The sequence below is a fragment of the Phytobacter sp. MRY16-398 genome, from assembly GCF_003925915.1.
GTDB lineage: Bacteria > Pseudomonadota > Gammaproteobacteria > Enterobacterales > Enterobacteriaceae > Phytobacter > Phytobacter diazotrophicus.
In genome coordinates, this window is the sequence record NZ_AP018756.1 from 4304444 (window position 1) to 4324990 (window position 20547).

15 protein-coding genes and 1 pseudogene are annotated in these 20547 nt (G+C 57.4%); 12 read left to right on the top strand and 4 right to left on the bottom strand.

Translation table 11 applies throughout. From position 1 onward, the window contains the following. The first annotated feature begins 61 nt into the window (after window positions 1-61). From fepD to fepC, 3 genes are read left to right on the top strand one after another with little or no spacing between them, the layout of a single operon-like run. Window positions 62-1066: a Fe(3+)-siderophore ABC transporter permease gene (gene fepD / locus MRY16398_RS21200; protein WP_125125124.1), complete on the top strand. Its 1005-nt coding sequence runs from the start codon at window positions 62-64 to the stop codon at window positions 1064-1066. 38 nt (window positions 1067-1104) lie between these two features. Next, entirely contained in the window at window positions 1105-2055 is a 951-nt protein-coding gene (fepG, locus tag MRY16398_RS21205; protein WP_232034437.1) for an iron-enterobactin ABC transporter permease, read from the top strand. Beyond that, entirely contained in the window at window positions 2052-2852 is an 801-nt protein-coding gene (gene fepC / locus MRY16398_RS21210) for an iron-enterobactin ABC transporter ATP-binding protein (RefSeq protein WP_041852192.1), read from the top strand. Before fepG ends, fepC begins: the two co-directional genes overlap by 4 nt. A gap of 81 nt (window positions 2853-2933) precedes the next feature. On the opposite strand, the gene entF is transcribed toward fepC, so the two are convergent. From entF to fes, 3 genes and pseudogenes are all read right to left on the bottom strand, one after another. Further along, the gene (entF, locus tag MRY16398_RS21215) at window positions 2934-6809 is read right to left on the bottom strand and encodes an enterobactin non-ribosomal peptide synthetase EntF (RefSeq protein ID WP_125125125.1); all 3876 of its coding nucleotides are present in this window, start codon (window positions 6807-6809) and stop codon (window positions 2934-2936) included. Window positions 6810-6819: 10 nt separating this feature from the next. Then, window positions 6820-7023, bottom strand: a complete 204-nt coding sequence (locus MRY16398_RS21220) for an MbtH family protein (protein ID WP_125125126.1) — start codon at window positions 7021-7023, stop codon at window positions 6820-6822. Window positions 7024-7047: 24 nt separating this feature from the next. Next, a pseudogene (gene fes, locus MRY16398_RS21225) lies at window positions 7048-8274 on the bottom strand (enterochelin esterase); the annotation flags it as partial. A gap of 245 nt (window positions 8275-8519) precedes the next feature. Between fes and MRY16398_RS21235 the strand changes: the two are divergent. The 6 genes from MRY16398_RS21235 (at window position 8520) to MRY16398_RS21260 (ending at window position 15785) form a co-directional block, all read left to right on the top strand. Beyond that, on the top strand, window positions 8520-10775 hold the full coding sequence (locus MRY16398_RS21235) for a TonB-dependent siderophore receptor (protein ID WP_125125129.1): 2256 nt from the start codon (window positions 8520-8522) through the stop codon (window positions 10773-10775). Window positions 10776-10825: 50 nt separating this feature from the next. Continuing rightward, entirely contained in the window at window positions 10826-11488 is a 663-nt protein-coding gene (entD, locus tag MRY16398_RS21240) for an enterobactin synthase subunit EntD (protein WP_103245836.1), read from the top strand. Window positions 11489-11605: 117 nt separating this feature from the next. After that, the gene (locus tag MRY16398_RS21245; RefSeq protein ID WP_041852198.1) at window positions 11606-12547 is read left to right on the top strand and encodes a D-ribose ABC transporter substrate-binding protein; all 942 of its coding nucleotides are present in this window, start codon (window positions 11606-11608) and stop codon (window positions 12545-12547) included. A 13-nt stretch (window positions 12548-12560) separates the two neighbouring features. After that, window positions 12561-13169: a DUF2291 family protein gene (locus MRY16398_RS21250; RefSeq protein WP_079497978.1), complete on the top strand. Its 609-nt coding sequence runs from the start codon at window positions 12561-12563 to the stop codon at window positions 13167-13169. Continuing rightward, a complete protein-coding gene (locus tag MRY16398_RS21255; RefSeq protein ID WP_172600676.1) occupies window positions 13169-14695 on the top strand; it encodes a sugar ABC transporter ATP-binding protein in 1527 nt (508 codons plus the stop codon). Before MRY16398_RS21250 ends, MRY16398_RS21255 begins: the two co-directional genes overlap by 1 nt. A gap of 1 nt (window position 14696) precedes the next feature. Then, the gene (locus tag MRY16398_RS21260; protein WP_125125130.1) at window positions 14697-15785 is read left to right on the top strand and encodes an ABC transporter permease; all 1089 of its coding nucleotides are present in this window, start codon (window positions 14697-14699) and stop codon (window positions 15783-15785) included. A 251-nt stretch (window positions 15786-16036) separates the two neighbouring features. Here the strand turns inward: MRY16398_RS21260 and MRY16398_RS21265 are convergent, their stop codons facing one another. Further along, window positions 16037-16990, bottom strand: a complete 954-nt coding sequence (locus MRY16398_RS21265; RefSeq protein ID WP_041852201.1) for a sugar-binding transcriptional regulator — start codon at window positions 16988-16990, stop codon at window positions 16037-16039. Between the two features lie 316 nt (window positions 16991-17306). Between MRY16398_RS21265 and MRY16398_RS21270 the strand changes: the two genes are divergently transcribed. From MRY16398_RS21270 to MRY16398_RS21280, 3 genes are read left to right on the top strand one after another with little or no spacing between them, the layout of a single operon-like run. After that, the gene (locus tag MRY16398_RS21270; RefSeq protein ID WP_125125131.1) at window positions 17307-18137 is read left to right on the top strand and encodes a transketolase; all 831 of its coding nucleotides are present in this window, start codon (window positions 17307-17309) and stop codon (window positions 18135-18137) included. Next, window positions 18130-19074: a transketolase family protein gene (locus MRY16398_RS21275; protein WP_079497976.1), complete on the top strand. Its 945-nt coding sequence runs from the start codon at window positions 18130-18132 to the stop codon at window positions 19072-19074. Before MRY16398_RS21270 ends, MRY16398_RS21275 begins: the two co-directional genes overlap by 8 nt. A gap of 32 nt (window positions 19075-19106) precedes the next feature. Beyond that, window positions 19107-20525, top strand: coding sequence for an L-fucose/L-arabinose isomerase family protein (locus MRY16398_RS21280; RefSeq protein ID WP_041852204.1), 1419 nt, complete (start codon window positions 19107-19109; stop codon window positions 20523-20525). The last annotated feature ends 22 nt before the right edge of the window (window positions 20526-20547 follow it).

Consider the following 20547-nt stretch of genomic DNA (forward strand, 5'->3'; position numbering starts at 1 on the left):
TAACATAAGCAAACAAGATCGATAACGATAATTACTATCATTATCAAGTCAGGAATGTTTTATGTCGCTTCCTCGTTCCTCGAGGCGTGCTCTCACGCTTTTCGGGCTATTGATACTGCTTATTGTGGCAATGGCGCTCAGTATGCTGGTCGGTGCTAAAACGGTGCCCGCCAGCGTGATTGTTGATGCGCTGACAGGCACCTGCCAGAGCGCAGACTGCACCATTATTCGCGACGCACGCTTGCCTCGCACCCTGGCCGGATTACTCGCGGGCGGCGCACTGGGCCTGGCGGGCGCGCTGATGCAAACCCTCACCCGCAACCCGCTGGCCGACCCGGGCCTGCTGGGCGTAAATGCCGGGGCCAGTTTCGCCATTGTCCTGGGTGCGGCCTTGTTTGGCGCCGCCTCCCCCGTTGAACAACTGGCGCTGGCCTTTGGTGGCGCACTGATCGCTTCGCTGATCGTGGCCTTTACCGGCAGTCAGGGTGGAGGGCAACTAAGCCCGGTACGTCTGACGCTGGCGGGTGTGGCGCTGGCCGCCGTGCTCGAAGGGCTTTCCAGCGGCATTTCGCTACTCAACGCCGATGTCTACGATCAATTGCGCTTCTGGCAGGCCGGATCACTGGATATTCGCACCCTGCAAACAGTGAAAATTGTGCTTCTGCCGGTGCTATTGGCTGCAAGTATTGCGCTCATCTCCAGCCGGGCGCTGAACAGTCTCAATTTGGGCAGCGATACCGCGACTGCGCTCGGCAGCAAAGTGGCGCGCACGCAGCTTTCTGGTCTGCTGGCCATCACCGTACTTTGCGGTAGCGCGACCGCAGTAGTCGGCCCCATCGCCTTTATCGGGCTGATGATGCCGCACCTTTCGCGCTGGCTGGTGGGGGCCGATCACCGCTGGTCGCTGCCGGTGACCCTCATCGCCACCCCTGCCCTGTTGCTGTTTGCCGATATTATTGGCCGTCTGCTGGTGCCGGGTGAGCTGCGCGTGTCAATTGTTAGCGCTTTTATTGGCGCACCGGTTCTGATTATCCTGGTTCGCCGCACGCGCGGAGGTGGCCTGTGACCGCCCCGTCCCGTCGTCTGATCATCAGTTGTCTGCTGATGCTGCTGGCAAGCCTGGCCTTTGCCCTCTGGGGTCTGCGCAGCGGTGCGGTGATGCTCGATAGCAGCCAGGTCATTAATGCGCTCACCGGGAGTGCGCCGCGCGCCATGCAGCTTGTGGTCATCGAATGGCGGCTGCCCCGCGTTCTGATGGCGCTGCTGATCGGTGCCGCGCTGGGTGTCAGCGGCGCTATCTTCCAGTCGCTGATGCGAAACCCGTTAGGCAGCCCGGATGTGATGGGCTTTAACACCGGGGCATGGAGTGGCGTGCTGGTGGCAATGGTGTTTTTTGGTCAGCATCTGACGGCGATTACGCTCGCCGCTATGGCGGGCGGCATTCTGACGTCGTTCATCGTCTGGTCGCTGGCGTGGCGCAACGGCATTGAAACCTTCCGCCTGATTATTGTCGGCATCGGCGTACGGGCGATGTTGATGGCTTTTAACACCTGGCTGATTTTACAGGCCTCGCTGGAAACCTCGCTTACTGCCGGGCTGTGGAATGCGGGGTCGCTTAATGGTTTGACCTGGGCCAAAACCTTCCCCTCTGCGCCGTTTATTCTGCTGATGTTTATCGGCGCAGCGTTGCTTTCCCGCCGTATGCGGCTGCTGGAGATGGGGGATGACAGCGCCTGCGCCCTTGGCGTGAGCGTGGAGCGTTCGCGCCTGCTGCTGATGCTGGTGGCCGTTGTGCTTACCGCCTCCGCCACGGCACTTGCCGGGCCTATTTCATTTATCGCGCTCGTCGCGCCGCATATTGCCCGGCGCATTAGCGCCACCACACGCTGGGGCCTTGCACAATCGGCCCTCTGCGGTGCCCTTCTGCTGCTGGCCGCGGACATTTGCGCACAACGGCTGTTTATCCCTTATCAGTTGCCGGTGGGCGTCGTCACCGTCAGCATTGGCGGTATCTACCTTATCGCCTTGTTAATTCAGGAGTCCCGCAAGAAATGATCGATACTCAGGCCCGTTTGCATGGCGAACAGTTAACCCTGGGCTATGGTAAGAAAGTTGTCGCCAGAGACCTGAGCGTTTCGATTCCCGATGGCCATTTCACGGCGATTATTGGGCCGAACGGCTGTGGGAAATCGACGCTGCTGCGCACCCTGAGCCGCCTGATGACGCCAGAGAAAGGCCATGTTTATCTGGACGGCGAGCAGATCCAGCGTTTTGCCAGTAAAGAGGTGGCGCGACGTGTCGGGCTGCTGGCGCAAAATGCCACTACGCCTGGTGATATCACTGTTCAGGAGCTGGTCGCCCGTGGCCGCTATCCGCACCAGCCGCTGTTTACCCGCTGGCGTCAGGAGGATGAGCAGGCGGTCACCCGCGCCATGCGCGCCACCGGGGTGGACACGCTGGCATTGCAGAGTGTGGACACGCTCTCCGGCGGCCAGCGGCAGCGCGCGTGGATAGCAATGGTGCTGGCGCAAGAGACCTCGATCATGCTGCTTGATGAGCCGACCACCTGGCTTGATATCAGCTATCAGATTGATCTGTTGGAATTGCTCAGTGCGTTAAACCGCGAGCAGGGGTATACGCTGGCGGCGGTGCTGCATGATTTGAATCAGGCCTGTCGCTACGCTACCCATTTGATTGCCCTGCGAGACGGCAAGATAGTGGCGCAAGGCGCGCCGAAAGAGATTGTGACCGCGGAACTTATCGAAGCGGTGTACGGTTTGCGCTGTATGATTATTGAAGATCCGATCGCCGGTACGCCGCTGGTGGTGCCGCTGGGACGACGTTCGCTCTGATGCTGTCCCGGATGGCGACTTCGCATCCGGGCGACCACCGTAACCCCGGTAAGCGACAGCGCCACCGGGGACATTTTCCCCCTACCCCAACAGCTCCCGCACAACCGGGCCAATCGCTTCAAACGCCTGCGGGGAAATGATATCCACATGGGCGCAATCCTGACGATAAACCTCCAGTTCACTCACCCACGGCGACCAGGCTTGTTGTGGATCCATCCCCGGCGTCAGCGTGCGTTCGGCGACAAAGAGCGTCGCTTTACCGTCAAATTTCGCGCTGTGGGCCGTGGTCAACAGACGTACCGCATCGCCATAGTTACCTTCAATCGCGGCAAACAGTTCCGTCGAGGCCTGTCCTTTTTGCGCCGACAGAAACGCCTGTCGCTCGCGCTCGATTTCCGCCAGCACGGCAGGATCCAGCCCGTTGGCCTCTTTCTCCGCCCAGTTCTGCGTCTCCGGCGGCCAGGTATCCAGCAGCCCTAAAAATGCGACCGTTTCCCCGCGCGCCCGCAGCCGGGCGGCAATCCCCTGCGCCAGGGTTCCGCCCAGCGAATAACCAAACAGGTGATAAGGCCCATGTGGCTGCTGTGCAAGCAGTGTCGCAAGATGGTGTTCGCACACCTCATCCAGTGTGGCGGCCTGCTGCATCGGCCCATCAGGACGCGGAGACTGGATACCCATAATCGCCCAGCGCGGCGAGAGATAGCGCGCCAGCACGCTGAACTGCCAGGCAAAACCAGAAGCCGGATGGAAACAGAACAGCACCGGCCCGTCGCCATCACGCAAGGGCAGAAGGGTTTGCAAACCAAGCTGGCTATCGGCCTGCGTCTGCGTCAGCAAGACCGCCAGTTTCTCGACCGTTGAGGCCACCATAACCTGCCCCGGCGTCACCGGGCGCGCAAACATCTGGCTCAGTTGTGCAGCCAGGCGCATCGCCAGCAAAGAGTGGCCGCCGAGGGCAAAGAAATCGGCCTGCGCGTGCTGAACCTCGCAGCCGAGCAGCGCGGAAAAAGCCTGTGCAATCTGCACTTCCACGCCCGGATTCAGCGCCCGACCGACCTGCTCACGCGCGGGCTCAGGCAGAGGCAGCGCTTTTCTGTCGAGCTTGCCATTGGCACTCAGCGGAAGCTCGCTGAGTTGCAGCAGCACCACCGGCACCATATGCGGCGGTAGCTGCGTACTCAGTTGCGCGCGCAGCGCGGTGAGATCCAGCGGCAGACCGCTCTCTGAGACCACATAGCCCACCAACTGGCGCGCATCACCATTGCCTGCCGCCGCCTGATTGAGCACGCAGGCATGGGCGACGCCCTGAGCGACATCTGTCAGTGTCTGTAACGCCTTGTCTATTTCACCAGGCTCAATACGCTGGCCGCGAATTTTTAGCTGATCGTCGCTGCGGCCCAGATATTCCACCGCGCCATTCTCCAGCCATTGCGCCACATCACCGGTGCGATACATACGCTCACCGGGCGCAAAGGGGTCAGCGATAAAGCGGCTGGCGGTAAGATCCGGTCGCCCCAGATAGCCTTGCGCCAGTTGAATACCGGTCAGGTACAAATCCCCCGCCACACCCGGCGGTACCGGCTGCATCATGCTATCCAGAATACGCAGACCCGTATTCCACACCGGGTAGCCAATCGGTACGCTGTTGCCCTTCACCGCCGCCAGCGCATCGCCAAACGCCGGATACCAGCTCACATCAACGGCGGCCTCTGTAGGCCCATAAAGATTATGCAAAGGCACGCCGGTCAGTTGTTGCCACTCGCGGCACAGGGCTGCCGGAAGCGCTTCGCCGCTGCAAAAGACCTTGTTCAATGTGCGGCAATTTGCGTGCGCCGTTTCTGGCGTCAGCGATGTCACAAACGCAGCCAGCATGGACGGCACGAAGTGCGTGGTGGTCACGCCAAAACGGGCGAAGAAGCGTTGCAACGCCTGCGGGTCGCGGTGTGCCTCCGGTTCCGCCATCACCAGTTGCGCGCCGGCAATAAACGGCCACCAGAACTCCCACACGGAGACATCAAAGCTGCACGGCGTCTTTTGCGCCACGACGTCCTGCGCGTTCAGCGGATAGTGGTTTTGCATCCACAACAGACGGTTGACGATAGCGGTCTGCCCAACCATCACCCCTTTCGGTCGCCCGGTAGACCCCGAGGTAAAGATGATATAGGCGGTGTGTTCCGGGCGGGACAGCGCCAGGGGTTCGCCGCCCGTCACCGCCAGCGGTGCGCTGTAGCAAAGGTGATTCAGGCCAGGCAGACCACTAAAACGTGAAAGCTGGTCATCAGAGGTGATAAGCAGACGCGGCCTGGCATCTTCCAGCATCATGTGCAGCCGCTCATCCGGGTAACCCGTATCGAGCGGCAGCCAGGCAGCCCCGGCTTCAACAATGCCGTGCAGCGCCAGCGTCAAAAACACAGAGCGCGGTAACGCGACGGCAACGCTGTCGCCAGGTTTAACGCCGCGCTCACGCAGAAGTTGCGCCAGCGCCACCACCTGCTCACGCATCTCCCGGTAGGTTAATTGCCAGCACGCATCGGCCAGCGCCGGAGCATCCGGCGTTCTTGCCGCCTGTTCGGCCACCAGTTGGCTCAGCGTTGTGGCTGGCAACATCATGCCGGTATCGTTAATTTTTTCGATACTCTGCCACTCATCAATGGAGATCAACTGCGCCTCACCGCAGCGCAGCGCCGGGTTCGCGGCAAACTGGCTCAACAGGCTGTGCAAGCGGGCGACATGGTTATTGAGCACGCGTTCATCGTAGCGGCTGCGGTTAGCCAGCACGTCCAGCGTCAGGCCGCCCTCTTCGTCCGGAAAGAGCGCAATCTCCAGATCGTTGACCGGGCCTGTCGCCAATGTATGGGTTTGTCCGGCAATCCCGTCAATATCCAGAAGGTAATCGAACATTTTGACGTTAAACACCGGGCCAAAGAGCGGCTCATCCCCGGCAGCGCGTCCGGCATCACGCTGGATTTGCTCGGCATCGTAACGCTGATGGCGGCGCATCTTTTTCAGTTGCCCGGCAAGGGCATTGGCCAGTTCCGCCAGGGTTTGCGTCTCGTCTATATGCACACCCAGCGGCAGCACATTGAGCACCGGCCCGGTTGCGGTCAGCGCCGCTGAGCCCATCCGGCGCATAAAAATAAACCCGGCGGCATAATCCAGCCGCCCACAGAGTCGGCCTAACCACAACGCCACCAGCGCTAACGCCAGATCGGCTGACTGGCACTGGTTCGCCGCCTGGGTCAGGCGACGGAATGCGGCGGTATCCAGGCGACATGACAAACGCAGAATATCGGTCGTCGCCGCACGGCCCGGCAGTGGCGCAGGTGACAGGGAAGCCGGTGCGGGTAAGGTGCGTTTTTGTTCCGCCCAGAAGACTTTGTCACGCTGCCAGGCGTCGCTTTCCCGGTAGCGTTGATATTCATCCACCACCCCGGCAAAGGGGGTAAAGGGTGTTGGGGGAATGGCGTTACCCGCACGCAAGGCACGGTAAATGGCGGCAATCTGACGGGTAATGGCGGGAAAACTAAAGCCATCTACCAGCAGATGGTGATAACGCTGATACCAGAACCAGCGGTGGTTATCGACCTGAATAAGCACATGGCAGAACAGCGGTTTGCCGCTGTTCACGCGAAGCTCCTGCGCGAGATCGGTCTGCATTAATGCCAGCGCGGCCGCATGCGGGTCGGCATGATGGCGAACATCAACAATCTGCGGCAAGGCAAACACGCTATCATCGTCCAGTTGCTGCCAGAGCTCGCCATTGTCTTCTGTAAAGCGCATACGCAAAGTATCAGCCTGGGCCAGGCCTTCTTTGATGGCCTTCGCCAGTAGCGGTGCGTCCAGTTCGCCGTCCAGCTCGACATAGTGGGCCACGCTCCAGGCATTGGGCAGCGTGGAGAGTTTTTCTGCCATCCAGATCCCCGGCTGCGCGGCCACGAGGGGTAAACGTGTGGTCATTCGCGTCTCCTTAGCAGGCGTGATGCGCCGGGGTTAAACTCTGCCAGTTGGCGTGGAGCCAGGCGTTACACACCTCCTGCGAGGCGGGCCGGCATACCACGCGCCATCCTTGCGGAAGCGCGCACTGCTGTGGCCACAGGCTGAACTGCTGCTGCGCGTTTTGCAGAATAAAAAATTGCCCTTGCTGATTATCGAAGGGGTTGCTGCATTCCATACCAGGCTCCTGTCGTAATTGCGCTTATTGCGCCGCGCGTGTCAAAGGTTGCCAGAGGGCCATCAGCCCTGCGGTCAGCCCGCCGCGCCAGCAAAGCGCATCATGTCCGCCGTCAACCTGACGCCAGAAAACCGTCTGCTGTGTGTGTTGTAATTGGGTATAAAGGGCCCGATTAGCCCGGAAAATAATCGGCTCGCGTACCCCGGCTTCCAGCACAATACGCAGCCCGTGAGCTGACAGTTCGCCGCGCTTGAGTTGTTCGATAAGCAGGCCATCCTGCTGGCCGTCGCGCGTTGGCCACCAAAAGGAGCCCGACTGACTGAGCACGCAGCCAAAACGCTGCGGCCAGTGCAAGGCGGCATAGAGCGCTGACAAACCGCCAAAACTCTGCCCGGCCACCACCGTGCGGCCAGCGTCATCGCTAAAGGGAGTTACCGCCTGCACTTGCGGTAATAATTCCTGCTGAATCGCCAGCCAGAAATCGGGATTAAAGGGCAACTCCTGGCTGCGGTGGGTGGTATCAATCACATCGATGAGCAGATAGACGGCAGGCGGCAATAAACCCTGTTCGGTAAGGGCTGCCAGTGCGGGCCAGACAGGCATGCTTTCGGCCCAGAACTGACCGTCGAGCAGTATCGCCAGCGGGCGCTCAGCGCTCGGGTCATCGCCGGTGGTGTAGACCCACACGCGGCGATGGTTATTCAGGCGTTGGCTATGCCAGCTCATCACCGTCGCCGGGGTGTATACGGCATCGGGCCGATCCCAGCCTGGCTGATGCGGGGCACCGGGCATCGCCAACGGCGATACGGGATGGCCTCGCCCGCCACGCCAGCTATGCGGGTTAAGCGGATCGGCAATCGCGCGTGGCAGCAGTTTGCGCCAACCTTCGCGCAGTGCCATACGATCCGGCGGCAATTGGGCAAACACCTGCGGCGAGAAGTCGTCAGCGCCATCGGAGGGGATCAGGCAATAGCTTCCGCGCCACCCTGCTTCCAGTTGCGTTTGCCAGCACCAGACATCCGTTCCGGGAATGCGCGCCAGCGACTGCGGCGTCGCCTGCTGATGGTGGTCAGTAACGCCAGTGATATAGATCCAGACATGGGTAGTGCTGGAGGTGGTTTCGGTACCCGCCGGGTCACGCCACCAGAAGGTAACCTGATAATTTCCATCACTTTCCAGACACCATTCTGGCCCCGTTTTCGCCTTCCACCAGGCCTCGCTTCCCGCTATCAATGCCAACGCCATAACCTCACATTCACTGTGGAAATTTTTGCTTGCAGATTAACAATTATTGATAATATTATTGATAACTATTTTCATTTGCAATAGCGTATTGTCGCGCTTTGGCGAGCGCGTCTTTCATAATCACAATGCCGTCTTTTGCGGATTTTCTCAGGATGAGCCCCCTTCGCATTTGAATGGCAATGGCGTGCCGTGTTTCTTACCCGTCTGGGGATGGATCGCGCGGGAATACGGCAAGAAAAGCAGGAAAAACAATGAAAAACAAAATGCGTTCCCTGACCTTATTGGTCAATCTGGGAATTTACGGCGTGGCTTTACCCGCATTCGCGGCAGAGACGACGACCAACGAGACAGCCAGTAATGATGACACCATTGTGGTTACCGCCGCGCAGCAAAATCTGCAGGCGCCAGGGGTATCAACCATCACCGCTGATGAGATCCGCAAAAACCCACCCGCACGTGACGTTTCCGAAATCATCCGCACCATGCCCGGCGTTAACCTGACGGGTAACTCTACCAGCGGTCAACGTGGTAACAACCGCCAGATTGATATCCGTGGGATGGGGCCGGAAAACACCCTTATCCTGGTCGACGGAAAACCGGTCACCAGCCGTAACTCTGTTCGTCAGGGTTGGCGCGGTGAGCGCGATACCCGTGGCGATACCAGTTGGGTACCGGCCGACATGATTGAACGTATTGAGGTTATTCGTGGCCCGGCCGCTGCGCGTTATGGCAATGGTGCTGCGGGAGGGGTGGTGAATATCATCACCAAAAAATCGACCGATCAGGCATGGCACGGTTCATGGAACAGTTATTTCAATGCGCCTGAGCACAAAGATGAAGGCGCGACTAAACGTACCGACTTTAGCCTGAGCGGCCCGCTGGGCGGCGATTTCAGCTTCCGTCTGTACGGTAACCTGAATAAAACGCAGGCCGATGCCTGGGACATTAACCAGGATCACCAGTCTGAACGTACCGGTATCTACTCCAACACTATGGCCGCAGGGCGTGAAGGGGTGGAGAACAAAGATATTAACGGCGTCGTGCGTTGGGATTTCGCGCCGCGACAAGCGCTGGAGTTCCAGGCCGGTTACAGCCGCCAGGGGAACCTCTACGCGGGCGACACCCAGAACACCAACAACGACAGCAGCACCAACAACTACGTGAAGGAAAACTACGGCAAGGAGACCAACCGCCTCTATCGCCAGAACTATTCCATCAACTGGACGGGCGGCTGGGATAACGGTGTGACCACCAATAACTGGGCACAGTATGAGCACACCCGCAACTCACGTCTCGGCGAAGGGTTGGCGGGCGGGCTGGAAGGCCTGTTCAACAGCAACCATTTCTCAGATATCGATCTGGCAGACGTGATGCTGCACAGCGAAGTGAGCGTGCCGTTTGACCTGCTGATCAACCAGAATTTGACCATCGGTACCGAATGGAACCAGCAGCGGATGAAGGATATGGCGTCCAACACCCAGGCGCTGCAGGGCGGCCCGATTTCCGGTTTCGCCAGCACGGGCCGCAGCCCTTACTCCAGCGCGGAAATCTTCTCTGTCTTCGCCGAAGATAATATGGAAGTGACCGACACCACCATGCTGACGCCAGGCCTGCGTTTCGATCACCATACAGTGGTCGGCAACAACTGGAGCCCGTCGCTGAACCTGTCTCAAGGTCTGGGTGATGACTTTACCCTGAAAATGGGGATCGCCCGCGCGTATAAAGCGCCGAGCCTGTACCAGACCAACCCGAACTACATTCTGTACAGTAAGGGTCAGGGCTGTTATGCCAGCGGCACCGGCGTGGGCTGCTACATGATGGGTAACGACGACCTGAAAGCGGAAACCAGTATCAACAAAGAGATTGGTCTGGAGTTCAAACATGAAGGCTGGCTGGCGGGCGTGACCTGGTTCCGCAACGACTACCGCAACAAGATTGAAGCGGGCTATTCACCGTTAAGCCAGACCAAAGTCGGCAGCACCAAAACCGATATCTATCAGTGGGAAAACGTACCTAAGGCGGTCGTTGAAGGCCTGGAAGGAACGCTGAACATTCCGGTCACCGACGCGGTAACCCTGAGCAACAACGTCACTTACATGCTGCAAAGTAAGAACAAAACCACCGGTGAACGTCTGTCGATCATCCCTGAATATACCCTCAACTCAACGCTGAGCTGGCAGGTTGTGCAGGATGTTTCCGTGCAGTCCACCTTCACCTGGTACGGCAAACAACAGCCGAAGAAATATGACTACCAGGGTAACCCGGTGACCGGTTCTGCTAAGGACGAAGTCAGCCCGTACAGCATCGTTGGTCTGAGCGGTACCTGGGATGTGAACAAATACGTGAGCCTGACCGCTGGTGTCGACAACGTCTTTGATAAACGTCACTGGCGTATGGGTAACGCGCAGAGCACCGGCGGCACTACCGGCTGGATGTACGGCGCAGGTGCCAATACCTACAACGAGTCCGGTCGCACCTGGTATATGGGTATCAATACCCACTTTTAAGCACTAACCTTCCCTCTCCCTGCGGGGAGAGGGCGGGCGTAAGGCGAAATATGGATATCCTTCACTCCACGCTTACCCTTCATTCCCACCCGGTCCATTTCATCACCTTCGACCCCGCAACCTTTGCAGAGCGCGATCTTTTGTGGCTGCCCCACCATGACCGCCTGGCAAACGCCGGACGCAAGCGTAAAAGCGAACATCTGGCCGGGCGGATTGCCGCCGTGCATGCCCTGCGAAATTATGGTCATCAGGCCGTGCCGGGTATCGGTGCTGGCGGCGAACCGCTCTGGCCCGCCGGACTTTACGGTAGCATCAGCCATGCCGGGCAGACCGCTGTCGCCGTTGTCTCATCTGCCTGTGTCGGCGTGGATATTGAGAGCGTATTCTCTCCTCAACTGAGTAAAGAGATCGCCGAAAGCATCGTTAATGCCGAAGAATACGCGTTACTACAGCGTGCCACGCTTCCCTTTGAACAGGGGTTATCGCTTGCTTTTTCCGCAAAAGAGAGTCTTTTCAAAGCCTTTTCCACCCTTGCCTTTCCCTTTCCCGGCTTCCATAGCGCGCAGCTCATTGCACTGAATGACGGGTCACTCACCCTGCGCACCAATGCGCAATTCAGCCGCCATCACGCAGGGATGTGCGTCGATATTGCATGGATTTCTCATGCAGAACAGATCCTGACTCTGGTGAGCGGTATTCCTACAGGATCGTGATCGTTTTCTCCTTTTAAGAAATTTGCTGCACAAACCATAGACAGTTCAGCATTGCCGTTTTATCGTTAACTTGAATAATAAATCATTATTGAATAAATATTCAATGTGGAGAAAAAGATGAAAACGACCCTACTGAAATCTGCTGTACTGGCTTCCCTGATCGCCGCTTCCGGCTCGCTGTTTGCCGCGGATAACGGACTGATCGCCATTATCACCCCCTCACACGACAACCCATTCTTTAAAGCGGAAGCAGACGGCGCGGCGGCAAAAGCCAAAGAACTTGGCTACACCACCCTCGTGGCTTCCCATGATGATGACGTGAACAAACAAAACCAACTGATCGAAACGGCGATTGCCCGTAAAGCGAAAGCGATCATCCTTGATAACGCCGGCGCAGACGCCACCGTCGGCCCGCTGGAAAAAGCCAAAGCTGCTGGCGTACCGGCCTTCCTGATTGACCGTGAAATCAACAAAACCGGCGTTGCTGTCGCGCAAATCGTCTCTAACAACTATCAGGGCGCACAGTTGGGCGCACAAAAATTCGCCAAATTGCTGGACGGTAAAGGCAAGTATGTCGAACTGTTAGGGCGTCAGTCTGATACCAACGCCAGCGTCCGTTCGCAGGGCTACCACGATGTGCTGGATGATTTTCCGGATATGAAAATGGTGGCGCAACAGACCGCGAACTGGAGCCAGACCGAAGCCTTCACCCGTATGGAAGCTATCTTGCAAACCAACCCGGACATCGTGGGTGTTATCTCCGGTAACGACACCATGGCGCTCGGCGCAGAAGCCGCGCTGAAAGCCGCCGGGAAAACCAACGTCATTGTGGTTGGCTTTGACGGCAGCGATTACGTGCGTGACTCCATCATCAACAAAGGCAACATCAAAGCCACCGTTCTGCAACCAGGCTGGCAACAGGCGCAAATGGCAGTCGAACAGGCCGATCACTTCCTGAAAAACGGCAAAGCCCAGAAAGAAGAGAAACAGCTTATGGACTGCATGCTGATCGACGAAAGCAACGCCAGCAAACTGAAAATGTTCAACCTGAGCAAGTAAGAGCGGAGATGTTATGTCGTTAAAACAATGGGGTGCTGCATTCGTAGGGTGCACCACCCTGTTGCTGACGGCCTGCACAGTGGTGGATCTGGATGCAAACGGCAAGCCGATAATGCCTGCCGATCCGAATGCGAAAGCCAGCTTCGATAACATGACCCCACAGCAGATCGCGCAACAAACATGGCAAGAACGCGTCATCGACGCCGCCCACAAGCATGCGTTGGACGCCACCGCACTCACCACACAACTGAAGGCGACAAGCGACAAACCACAAAGCGTGTTTGTTCACCTGACAAGCAAAGTCGAACGCGTCGATGTCAGTAATGAACGTGAACAAAAGCTGATCATTACGTTCAACGGCCAGCCGCTGGAAGTGCAGACCGGGCCGGTTATCCAGGGCAACGCCATTCGCGATGCCACAGGCTTTAAATTTGAAGACTTTACCAACCAGGTTCAATTTGCGCAGTTATCACGGGCTTACAACCGCGAAACCATCAAGCACTTACCCAAAGTGGATGAGAGTTGGGTGGGCAAACAGGCGACTGTGCTGATGGCCATCACGATTAAGAGCGGTAAGGCAACAGATGCCGCTGCACTGGAGTTGAAACAGGAGACACAGTAATGAGCGATGTACCTGTGGATGACATTATTCTGCGCACGCGCGGCATCTCGATGCTCTTTCCCGGCACCATCGCGCTGGACAACGTGGACTACAACGTCTGGCGCGGCAAGGTGAATGTGATCATCGGCGAGAATGGCGCAGGGAAATCCACCCTGATGAAAATCCTCGCGGGTGTACAGCAACCGAGCCTGGGTGAAATCGAACTCAACGGCAAACCGGTGCAGATTTCCAGTACCCGTGCCGCTGCCGCACTGGGTATCGGCATGGTGCACCAGGAGCTGAACCTGTTTGAAAACCTCAACGTCGCCGAGAACATTTTCCTGGGACGCGAGTTGCAAAAAGGGATTGCGCCTATCAACGAAGCGGAACAGGAAAAACGGACCGCCGAGCTGTTAAAACGTCTCGACCAGCCTATTTCACCGAAAGAGCTGGTGGGCAACCTGAAAGTAGGCCAGCAGCAGCTAGTGGAAATCGCCAAGGCGCTGGCGGAAGACGCGGACATCCTGATCCTCGACGAACCCACGTCGGCGCTGAGTAAAACGGAAGTGGAGATCCTCTTTCGCGTGATCCGTGAGCTGACCCGCCAGGGGGTGTCGATTATCTATATTTCGCACCGTCTGGAAGAGTTAATGGCCATTGGCGATGTCATCACCATTCTGCGCGACGGCAAGTTTCAGGCCGAAGCGAAAGTGTGCGACATCGACGTCCCGTGGATCGTTCGCGAAATGCTGGGCAGCGATCCGGTGAGCAACTTCCTGGCACCGGGCCGTACCTTTGGCGCGCCGGTGCTGGAAGCGGAGCACATCACCTGCGTTAACAGCGCGGGCAATGCGGTGGTGGACGATGTGACCTTTAAGGTTCACAGCGGGGAAATTGTCGGTATTTACGGCCTGATGGGCGCGGGGCGCACAGAGCTGTTTGAATGCATGCTCGGTACCGAACGCAACTACCTGGGCAAACTGTGGCTCGACAGCAAACCTGTGCCGCAGCGGCTGGCAACGGCGGATCGTATCCGCATGGGGATGAGCCTGGTACCGGAAGACCGCAAACGTACCGGTATCTTCCCGATATCGTCGGTGGCAACCAACCTGACCATCGCCAGCCTGTGGCGGCGGTTGCAGCGCGGGATCACCATTTCGCAAAAAGATGAGCAGGCGGTGGTGGCCAGCACGATTGGCAATCTGTCGATTAAGGTCTCAACGCCGGATGTGGAAATCCAGGCGCTGAGCGGCGGTAATCAGCAAAAAGTGGTCATTGGTCGCTCGCTGTTAACCAACCCGAAAGTCCTGTTTCTGGATGAACCGACCCGCGGGATTGACGTGGGAGCGAAAGCCGACGTCTTCCGCATGATGGTGCAGCTCTCCGAACAGGGGATCGCAGTGGTCTTTTCCACCTCCGATCTGAAAGAAATCATGGCGGTATCTGACCGCATTCTGGTGATGTCCGGCGGCAAACTTACTGCCGATATCGTGCGCGATCGGGCCGAAGAATCGGCGCTGGTAACGGCAAGTGCTCAGGGGTTCTGATATGAAAACAACACAATCTGTGGCGGTGGACCCGCGCGCAAGCGCATCGCTGTCACGCGAAAGCATTCTGCTTCTACTGTTAAAGCTGCGAACCTTTATCGCACTGTTCCTGATTGTTGGCTTCTTTACCGCCACGGTACCCGGCTTCCTCTCGACGGGCAGCCTGGTGATCATGATTAAACATATCGCCATCAACGCCTTCCTGGCGCTGGGCATTACGTTTGTCATCATCACGGCCGGGATCGATTTGTCCATCGGTGCAACGCTGGGCCTGTGCGGGATGATTGCCGGCTGGATGATCACCAAAGGGATTGTGCTGCCGATGTTTGGTATCGCCATTTTCCCCAGCGTCTGGGTGATTGTGCCGCTGGTGTTGCTGATCGGCGGCTTAATTGGCGCGGTGAATGGCTGGATAATTACCCGTTATAACGTCGCGCCGTTTATCTGTACGCTCGGTACGATGTATGTCCTGCGTGGCGCCGCGATGCTCACCTCAGACGGGCAAACCTTTCCGGGGCTTTCCGGCAATCCGTTGCTGGGCAATACCGGCTTTGATGAGATTGGCGCTGGTACGCTGTTTGGCATCCCGTGGGCTATCTGGCTGATGATCGTGCTGGCGGTGGTGATTGCCTATGTCGCGCGTCGCCTGCCATTTGGCCGCCACGTTTATGCCATCGGCGATAACGAGCGTGCGGCAGAGCTTTCCGGCGTGAAGGTCAGGCAGGTCAAAATCTGGGTCTACACCATTTCCGGGTTCTGTGCGGCGCTGGCCGGGATCGTGGTGTCGGCACAGTTGCTGGCAAGCCACCCGGCGAACGGTACAGCCTTTGAAATGAACGCCATCGCTGCGGTGGTGCTTGGCGGAACCTCGCTGGCAGGCGGGCGCGGCACCGTGCTCGGGACACTGATCGGCGCCTTCGTTATCGGCTTCCTCGCCGACGGGCTGGTGATGATGGGCGTGAGTGAATTCTGGCAGATGGTGATTAAAGGTATCGTGATTATCGTTGCGGTCATCATCGATCAGATGCAGAACCGTATGCAGCAAAAAGCGGCGGTGGTTGCGCAAAAAGCAGTGATAGAAAGTAAGTAGTTTTATCGGCATGGCCTGGTTTCTCAGGCCTCAGATATCGACAAAAGGTCGCCAGGGTGGTGGCGGTGAGCCACCCTGGCACGTTCACGGGTTCTGTCGCGACAGAAAAACAAGGAACATAAGGTGAACGCAATGACCATCAGAGCCGCATTTTCCCCCTCACCCTGGCCCTCTCCCCAAAGAGGAGAGGGGACCGTTCGTGCACGCATTTTTGTGGGGATTCCTCAGCGCCGGAGGCGGCGTAACCCATGTCAACCGTGGCTTACCAGACTACGCGCGGTGGCGTAATCCGTGATCAGGACATCAATATAATTCCCCTGCAACGCGCCGCGAATGGCATTGTGCTTTTCCGGCCCGCCCGCAAGCGCGATAACCTGCTGGCAGGCGCGAATTTGCTCCAGCTCCATGCCAATCACCGGGTCCTCCTCCTGGGTAAGGACGGGTTTGCCCGACGCATCGTAGTAATGCAGGCAGATATCCCCTACCGCGCCACGTTCGGAGAGCAAATGCAGCATATCTTCGTTGTAGTAGTTGCCGGAATTTTTCAACAATTGTGACGGCTCCAGCTCGCCAATCCCGACAATCGCCACATCGACCTCGGCAAATTTCGCCACCACCGCCGCCACATCCGGGCTATTTACCAGCCGTGCGCGCTCTTCAACCGAGTGCTCAATACTTTGTGAAGGCAGCAGCCAGGCCGGGCAGCCTAAATGTTCCGCCAGTTGTTGAGTCAGAATGGTCGCCTGCACGTTGCCGTTCGGCCCCACCCCGCCAAGAAGCTGAATAACACCCTGGGCGCGGATATTTTGCGGGTGCATTTCATCGACCATGCAGCGAATGGTACTACTCCAGGCAGAGATCCCCACCAGGTCTTCCGGGCGTACGCGGGTTTCCACATAGTGCGCCGCCGCACTGCCAATGGCATGTTTTATCTGCGCATTGCTGGCGTTTTCTCCCACATCCACCACAATTGCCTGACGGATGCCATACTGTTGCTCAATGGCCTTTTCCAGCGACACAAAAATATTGGTGGGCTGCACCACGGTAATTTTCACCAGCCCTTCTTTTTGACAGCGCGTCAGTGCGCGTGAGACAAATGACTGCGACAAGTTCAACAGCGAGGCAATCTCTGACTGCTTTTTGTTCTCGTTGTAATAAAGCGTGGCGATCTTCACCAGCAAACGCTGCTCATCCTGCTTTGACATTGGTTTCCCCTTCAATTCTCTCCTGTCATTTTTATTCATACCCGAATAGATAACAAGCTGCGCAATACCGGGCGGGAGGATCCAAATGTGATCCTATTCTCCTTTCTTCCAAATTTGCTTTCACAAGGCGTAGACAAACCTCCGGACAAGGCATATCTTTACTCATGAATAATAAATCAGTAGTGAATATATATTCAAAGCAATTACAACCTGACGTTTAACCTTGTGGGATCGACCGCAAAAGGGCGCGCAGGTGTGCTTTTTCACCCTGATTGAATATTTATTCAAGTTAGATTATAAATTCAAGAGGTGGACTATGAATCCGTTTTCGCTCTCTGTTGAGGAGCTTGAAAAAAAAGCACGCGCCGTACGCCGTCGCATCATCGTGCTGAATGCCGAAAGCCCGGCAGGTGGGCACACGGGCGCAGACCTATCCCAGGTTGAGCTGCTGACTGCGCTCTACTTCCGCATTCTGAACTGTTCGCCAGAACTGAAAGAGAGCGATGAACGCGACATTTACATCCAGTCAAAAGGCCACGCGGTGGGGGGATATTACTGCATTCTGGCGGAAGCCGGATTTATCCCTGTCGACTGGCTGGCAACCTATCAGCATCCCGATTCGCATCTGCCGGGCCATCCGGTAAAACATAAAACGCCGGGTATCGAACTCAATACCGGCGCACTGGGCCACGGTCTGCCCGTTGCGGTCGGTATCGCGCTGGCGGCCAAACGCAGCAACAGCAAACGCCGGGTGTTTGTCGTCACCGGTGATGGTGAACTGGCGGAGGGCAGTAACTGGGAAGCCGCGCTGGTCGCCGCCCATTACCAGCTCGATAACCTGATCATTATTAACGATAAAAACAGCCTTCAACTGGCCGGCCCAACCAAAGAGATCATGAACACCGATCCGCTGGATGAAAAATGGCGCGCCTTTGGCATGCAGGTTACCGAGTGTAAAGGTAACGATATGGCCGACGTGGTGGCGACGCTGGAAGGATTGCAGTCTGCGGGGAAACCGCACGTCGTGATTGCTTACACCACCAAAGGCGCTGGCATCTCCTTTATTCAGGGACGCCCGGAATGGCACCACCGGGTGCCGAAAGGTGAAGAAGTTGAACTGGCGCTGGAGGAACTGAAAGATGAGTAATAGCGAACATCTCGCAACGGTGATGGTGAATGCGTTTATCGACGCGGTTGACCGCGGGATAGACCTGGTGCCGGTGGTGGCAGACTCCACCTCCACGGCCAAGATCTCACCGTTTATGAAGAAATTCCCAGGCCGCCTGGTGAATGTCGGTATCGCCGAGCAAACACTGGTGGGAGCCGCCGCAGGGCTTGCCATTGGCGGCAAAGTTGCGGTGACCTGTAATGCCGCGCCATTTTTGATCTCGCGTGCTAACGAACAGATCAAAGTAGATGTTTGCTACAACAACACCAACGTGAAGCTGTTTGGCCTGAATGCCGGTGCCAGCTATGGCCCGCTGGCCAGTACGCACCATAGCATCGACGATATTTCCGTGTTGCGTGGTTTTGGCAACATCGAAATTTACGCCCCTTCCTGCCCTGTTGAATGCCGTCAAATAATTGACTATGCGCTGGACCACGTCGGCCCGGTCTATATCCGCCTCGACGGTAAAGCGTTGCCGGAGCTGCATGATGAAGGTTATCAGTTCAAACCGGGTGACATTGATGTGCTGCGCGAAGGGAAAGACATTGCGCTGGTGGCGATGGGATCGACAGTCCATGAAATTGTCGCCGCCGCCACACAACTGGCAGAAGCCGGTATTGAGGCCTGTGTTATCAGTGTACCGTCTATTCGTCCGTGTAATACCTCGCAATTACTGGCCGCCCTGAACACCTGTAAAGCGGTCGTCAGCGTTGAAGAGCACAACGTCAACGGCGGCGTGGGCAGCCTGGTCGCCGAAGTACTGGCAGAAGCCGGACACGGCATCCCGCTGCGCCGCCTCGGTATCCCTGATGGTCAATATGCGATCGCCGCCGATCGGGCCTCCACCCGCGCGCGCCATGAGATTGATGCCGCAGGTGTGGTGAAAAACGCCCGTGAACTGCTGACACGGCAATAAGAATAATAAAGAACAACTTACTGGAGAGAGCAATGTCCCGAATTCCTCAACAACTGACCATGGCGGTGATTATCGGTAACCGCGGATTTTTCCCAAGCTACCTGGTGGCAGAAGCCCGTGAACAGGCGGTCGCCCTGTTTGGCCGTCTTGGCATTAAAACCATTATGCTTGATGAGACCCAGACCGAGCTCGGCGGTGTTGAAACCCGCCAGGATGCCAAAATCTGTGCCGAACTGTTCCGCGCCCACCGTGATGAAATTCACGGCGTGGTTGTGCTGCTGCCAAACTTCGGCGATGAAAAAGCGGTGGCGGAAACCCTGCGCCTGTCGGGCTTGAACGTCCCGGTGCTGGTCCAGGCGGAAGAGGACAACCTGGATAAGATGGGGCTGGCGACGCGCCGCGATAGCTTCTGCGGCAAGATCTCCCTGTGCAACAACCTGCGCCAGTACGGCATCCCGTTCACCCTGACAACACAACACGTTTGCGCCCTGAGCGGCGAGGTTTTCGAGCAGGATCTGAAACGTTTTGAACAAATTTGCCGCGTGGTGAGCAGTATGCGTGGCGTTCGCGTGGGGGCCATCGGCGCACGCCCGGCCGGTTTCAACACCGTACGTTACAGCGAAAAACTGCTCGAACGCCTGGGCATTGCAGTGGAAACTCTGGATCTGTCCGAAGTCTTCACCCGTATCAAATTGTTGCGTGACGATGATATCCGCGTAGATGAGAAGCGCCGTCTGCTGATGGATAACGCCGATGCCAGCGGTATCGCCGCCGACAAACTGGTCACCATGGCGAAGCTGTTTGTGGTCATCAGCGAATGGGTTATCGCCAACGATATCGACACCACGGCCATTCAGTGCTGGACCTCGTTGCAGGAAAACCTGGGCATTAACGTCTGCTCCATCATGAGCGTGATGTCCGGTCAACTGATGCCGTCAGCCTGTGAAGTCGACGTGATGGGCGCGCTTTCTATGTACGCACTGGCAAGCGCCAATATGAGCCCGGCCTCGATTGCCGACTGGAACAACAACTTTGGCGACGATCGCGACAAATGCGTGCTGTTTCACTGCGGTAACTTCGCTGCCGCCAGCCTGGAAACTCCGCATATGGGCACCGCGGACATCATCGGTACAACCGTGGGTAAAGAGAACACCTGTGGCGCGGTGCATGGCCGCCTGAAATCCGGCCCCCTCACCTATTTCCGTCTGAGCACTGACGATTTAACCGGTGAAATCAAAGCCTACGTGGGCGAAGGCAAATCCGTCGACGATCCGCTGGATACTGTCGGTTGTCGCGCAGTCATTCAGGTTCCGCATCTGGAAGCGTTGCTCACCTATATTTGCCGTAACGGTTTTGAGCACCACGTGGCGATGAACCACGCGGCCAGTGGCGCCATCCTGCATGAAGCCTTCACGCGCTATCTCGGCGTTGATACTTACCTGCACCAGTAATGCAGTGCGCATGGGCCTGATG

Bases quoted from the DNA above. Each gene is read 5' to 3' on its own strand.
- fepD (WP_125125124.1), top strand. From the start codon at position 62: ATGTCGCTTCCTCGTTCCTCGAGGCGTGCTCTCACGCTTTTCGGGCTA.
- fepG (WP_232034437.1), top strand. From the start codon at position 1,105: ATGCTGCTGGCAAGCCTGGCCTTTGCCCTCTGGGGTCTGCGCAGCGGT.
- fepC (WP_041852192.1), top strand. From the start codon at position 2,052: ATGATCGATACTCAGGCCCGTTTGCATGGCGAACAGTTAACCCTGGGC.
- entF (WP_125125125.1), bottom strand. From the start codon at position 6,809: ATGACCACACGTTTACCCCTCGTGGCCGCGCAGCCGGGGATCTGGATG.
- MRY16398_RS21220 (WP_125125126.1), bottom strand. From the start codon at position 7,023: ATGGAATGCAGCAACCCCTTCGATAATCAGCAAGGGCAATTTTTTATT.
- MRY16398_RS21235 (WP_125125129.1), top strand. From the start codon at position 8,520: ATGAAAAACAAAATGCGTTCCCTGACCTTATTGGTCAATCTGGGAATT.
- entD (WP_103245836.1), top strand. From the start codon at position 10,826: ATGGATATCCTTCACTCCACGCTTACCCTTCATTCCCACCCGGTCCAT.
- MRY16398_RS21245 (WP_041852198.1), top strand. From the start codon at position 11,606: ATGAAAACGACCCTACTGAAATCTGCTGTACTGGCTTCCCTGATCGCC.
- MRY16398_RS21250 (WP_079497978.1), top strand. From the start codon at position 12,561: ATGTCGTTAAAACAATGGGGTGCTGCATTCGTAGGGTGCACCACCCTG.
- MRY16398_RS21255 (WP_172600676.1), top strand. From the start codon at position 13,169: ATGAGCGATGTACCTGTGGATGACATTATTCTGCGCACGCGCGGCATC.
- MRY16398_RS21260 (WP_125125130.1), top strand. From the start codon at position 14,697: ATGAAAACAACACAATCTGTGGCGGTGGACCCGCGCGCAAGCGCATCG.
- MRY16398_RS21265 (WP_041852201.1), bottom strand. From the start codon at position 16,990: ATGTCAAAGCAGGATGAGCAGCGTTTGCTGGTGAAGATCGCCACGCTT.
- MRY16398_RS21270 (WP_125125131.1), top strand. From the start codon at position 17,307: ATGAATCCGTTTTCGCTCTCTGTTGAGGAGCTTGAAAAAAAAGCACGC.
- MRY16398_RS21275 (WP_079497976.1), top strand. From the start codon at position 18,130: ATGAGTAATAGCGAACATCTCGCAACGGTGATGGTGAATGCGTTTATC.
- MRY16398_RS21280 (WP_041852204.1), top strand. From the start codon at position 19,107: ATGTCCCGAATTCCTCAACAACTGACCATGGCGGTGATTATCGGTAAC.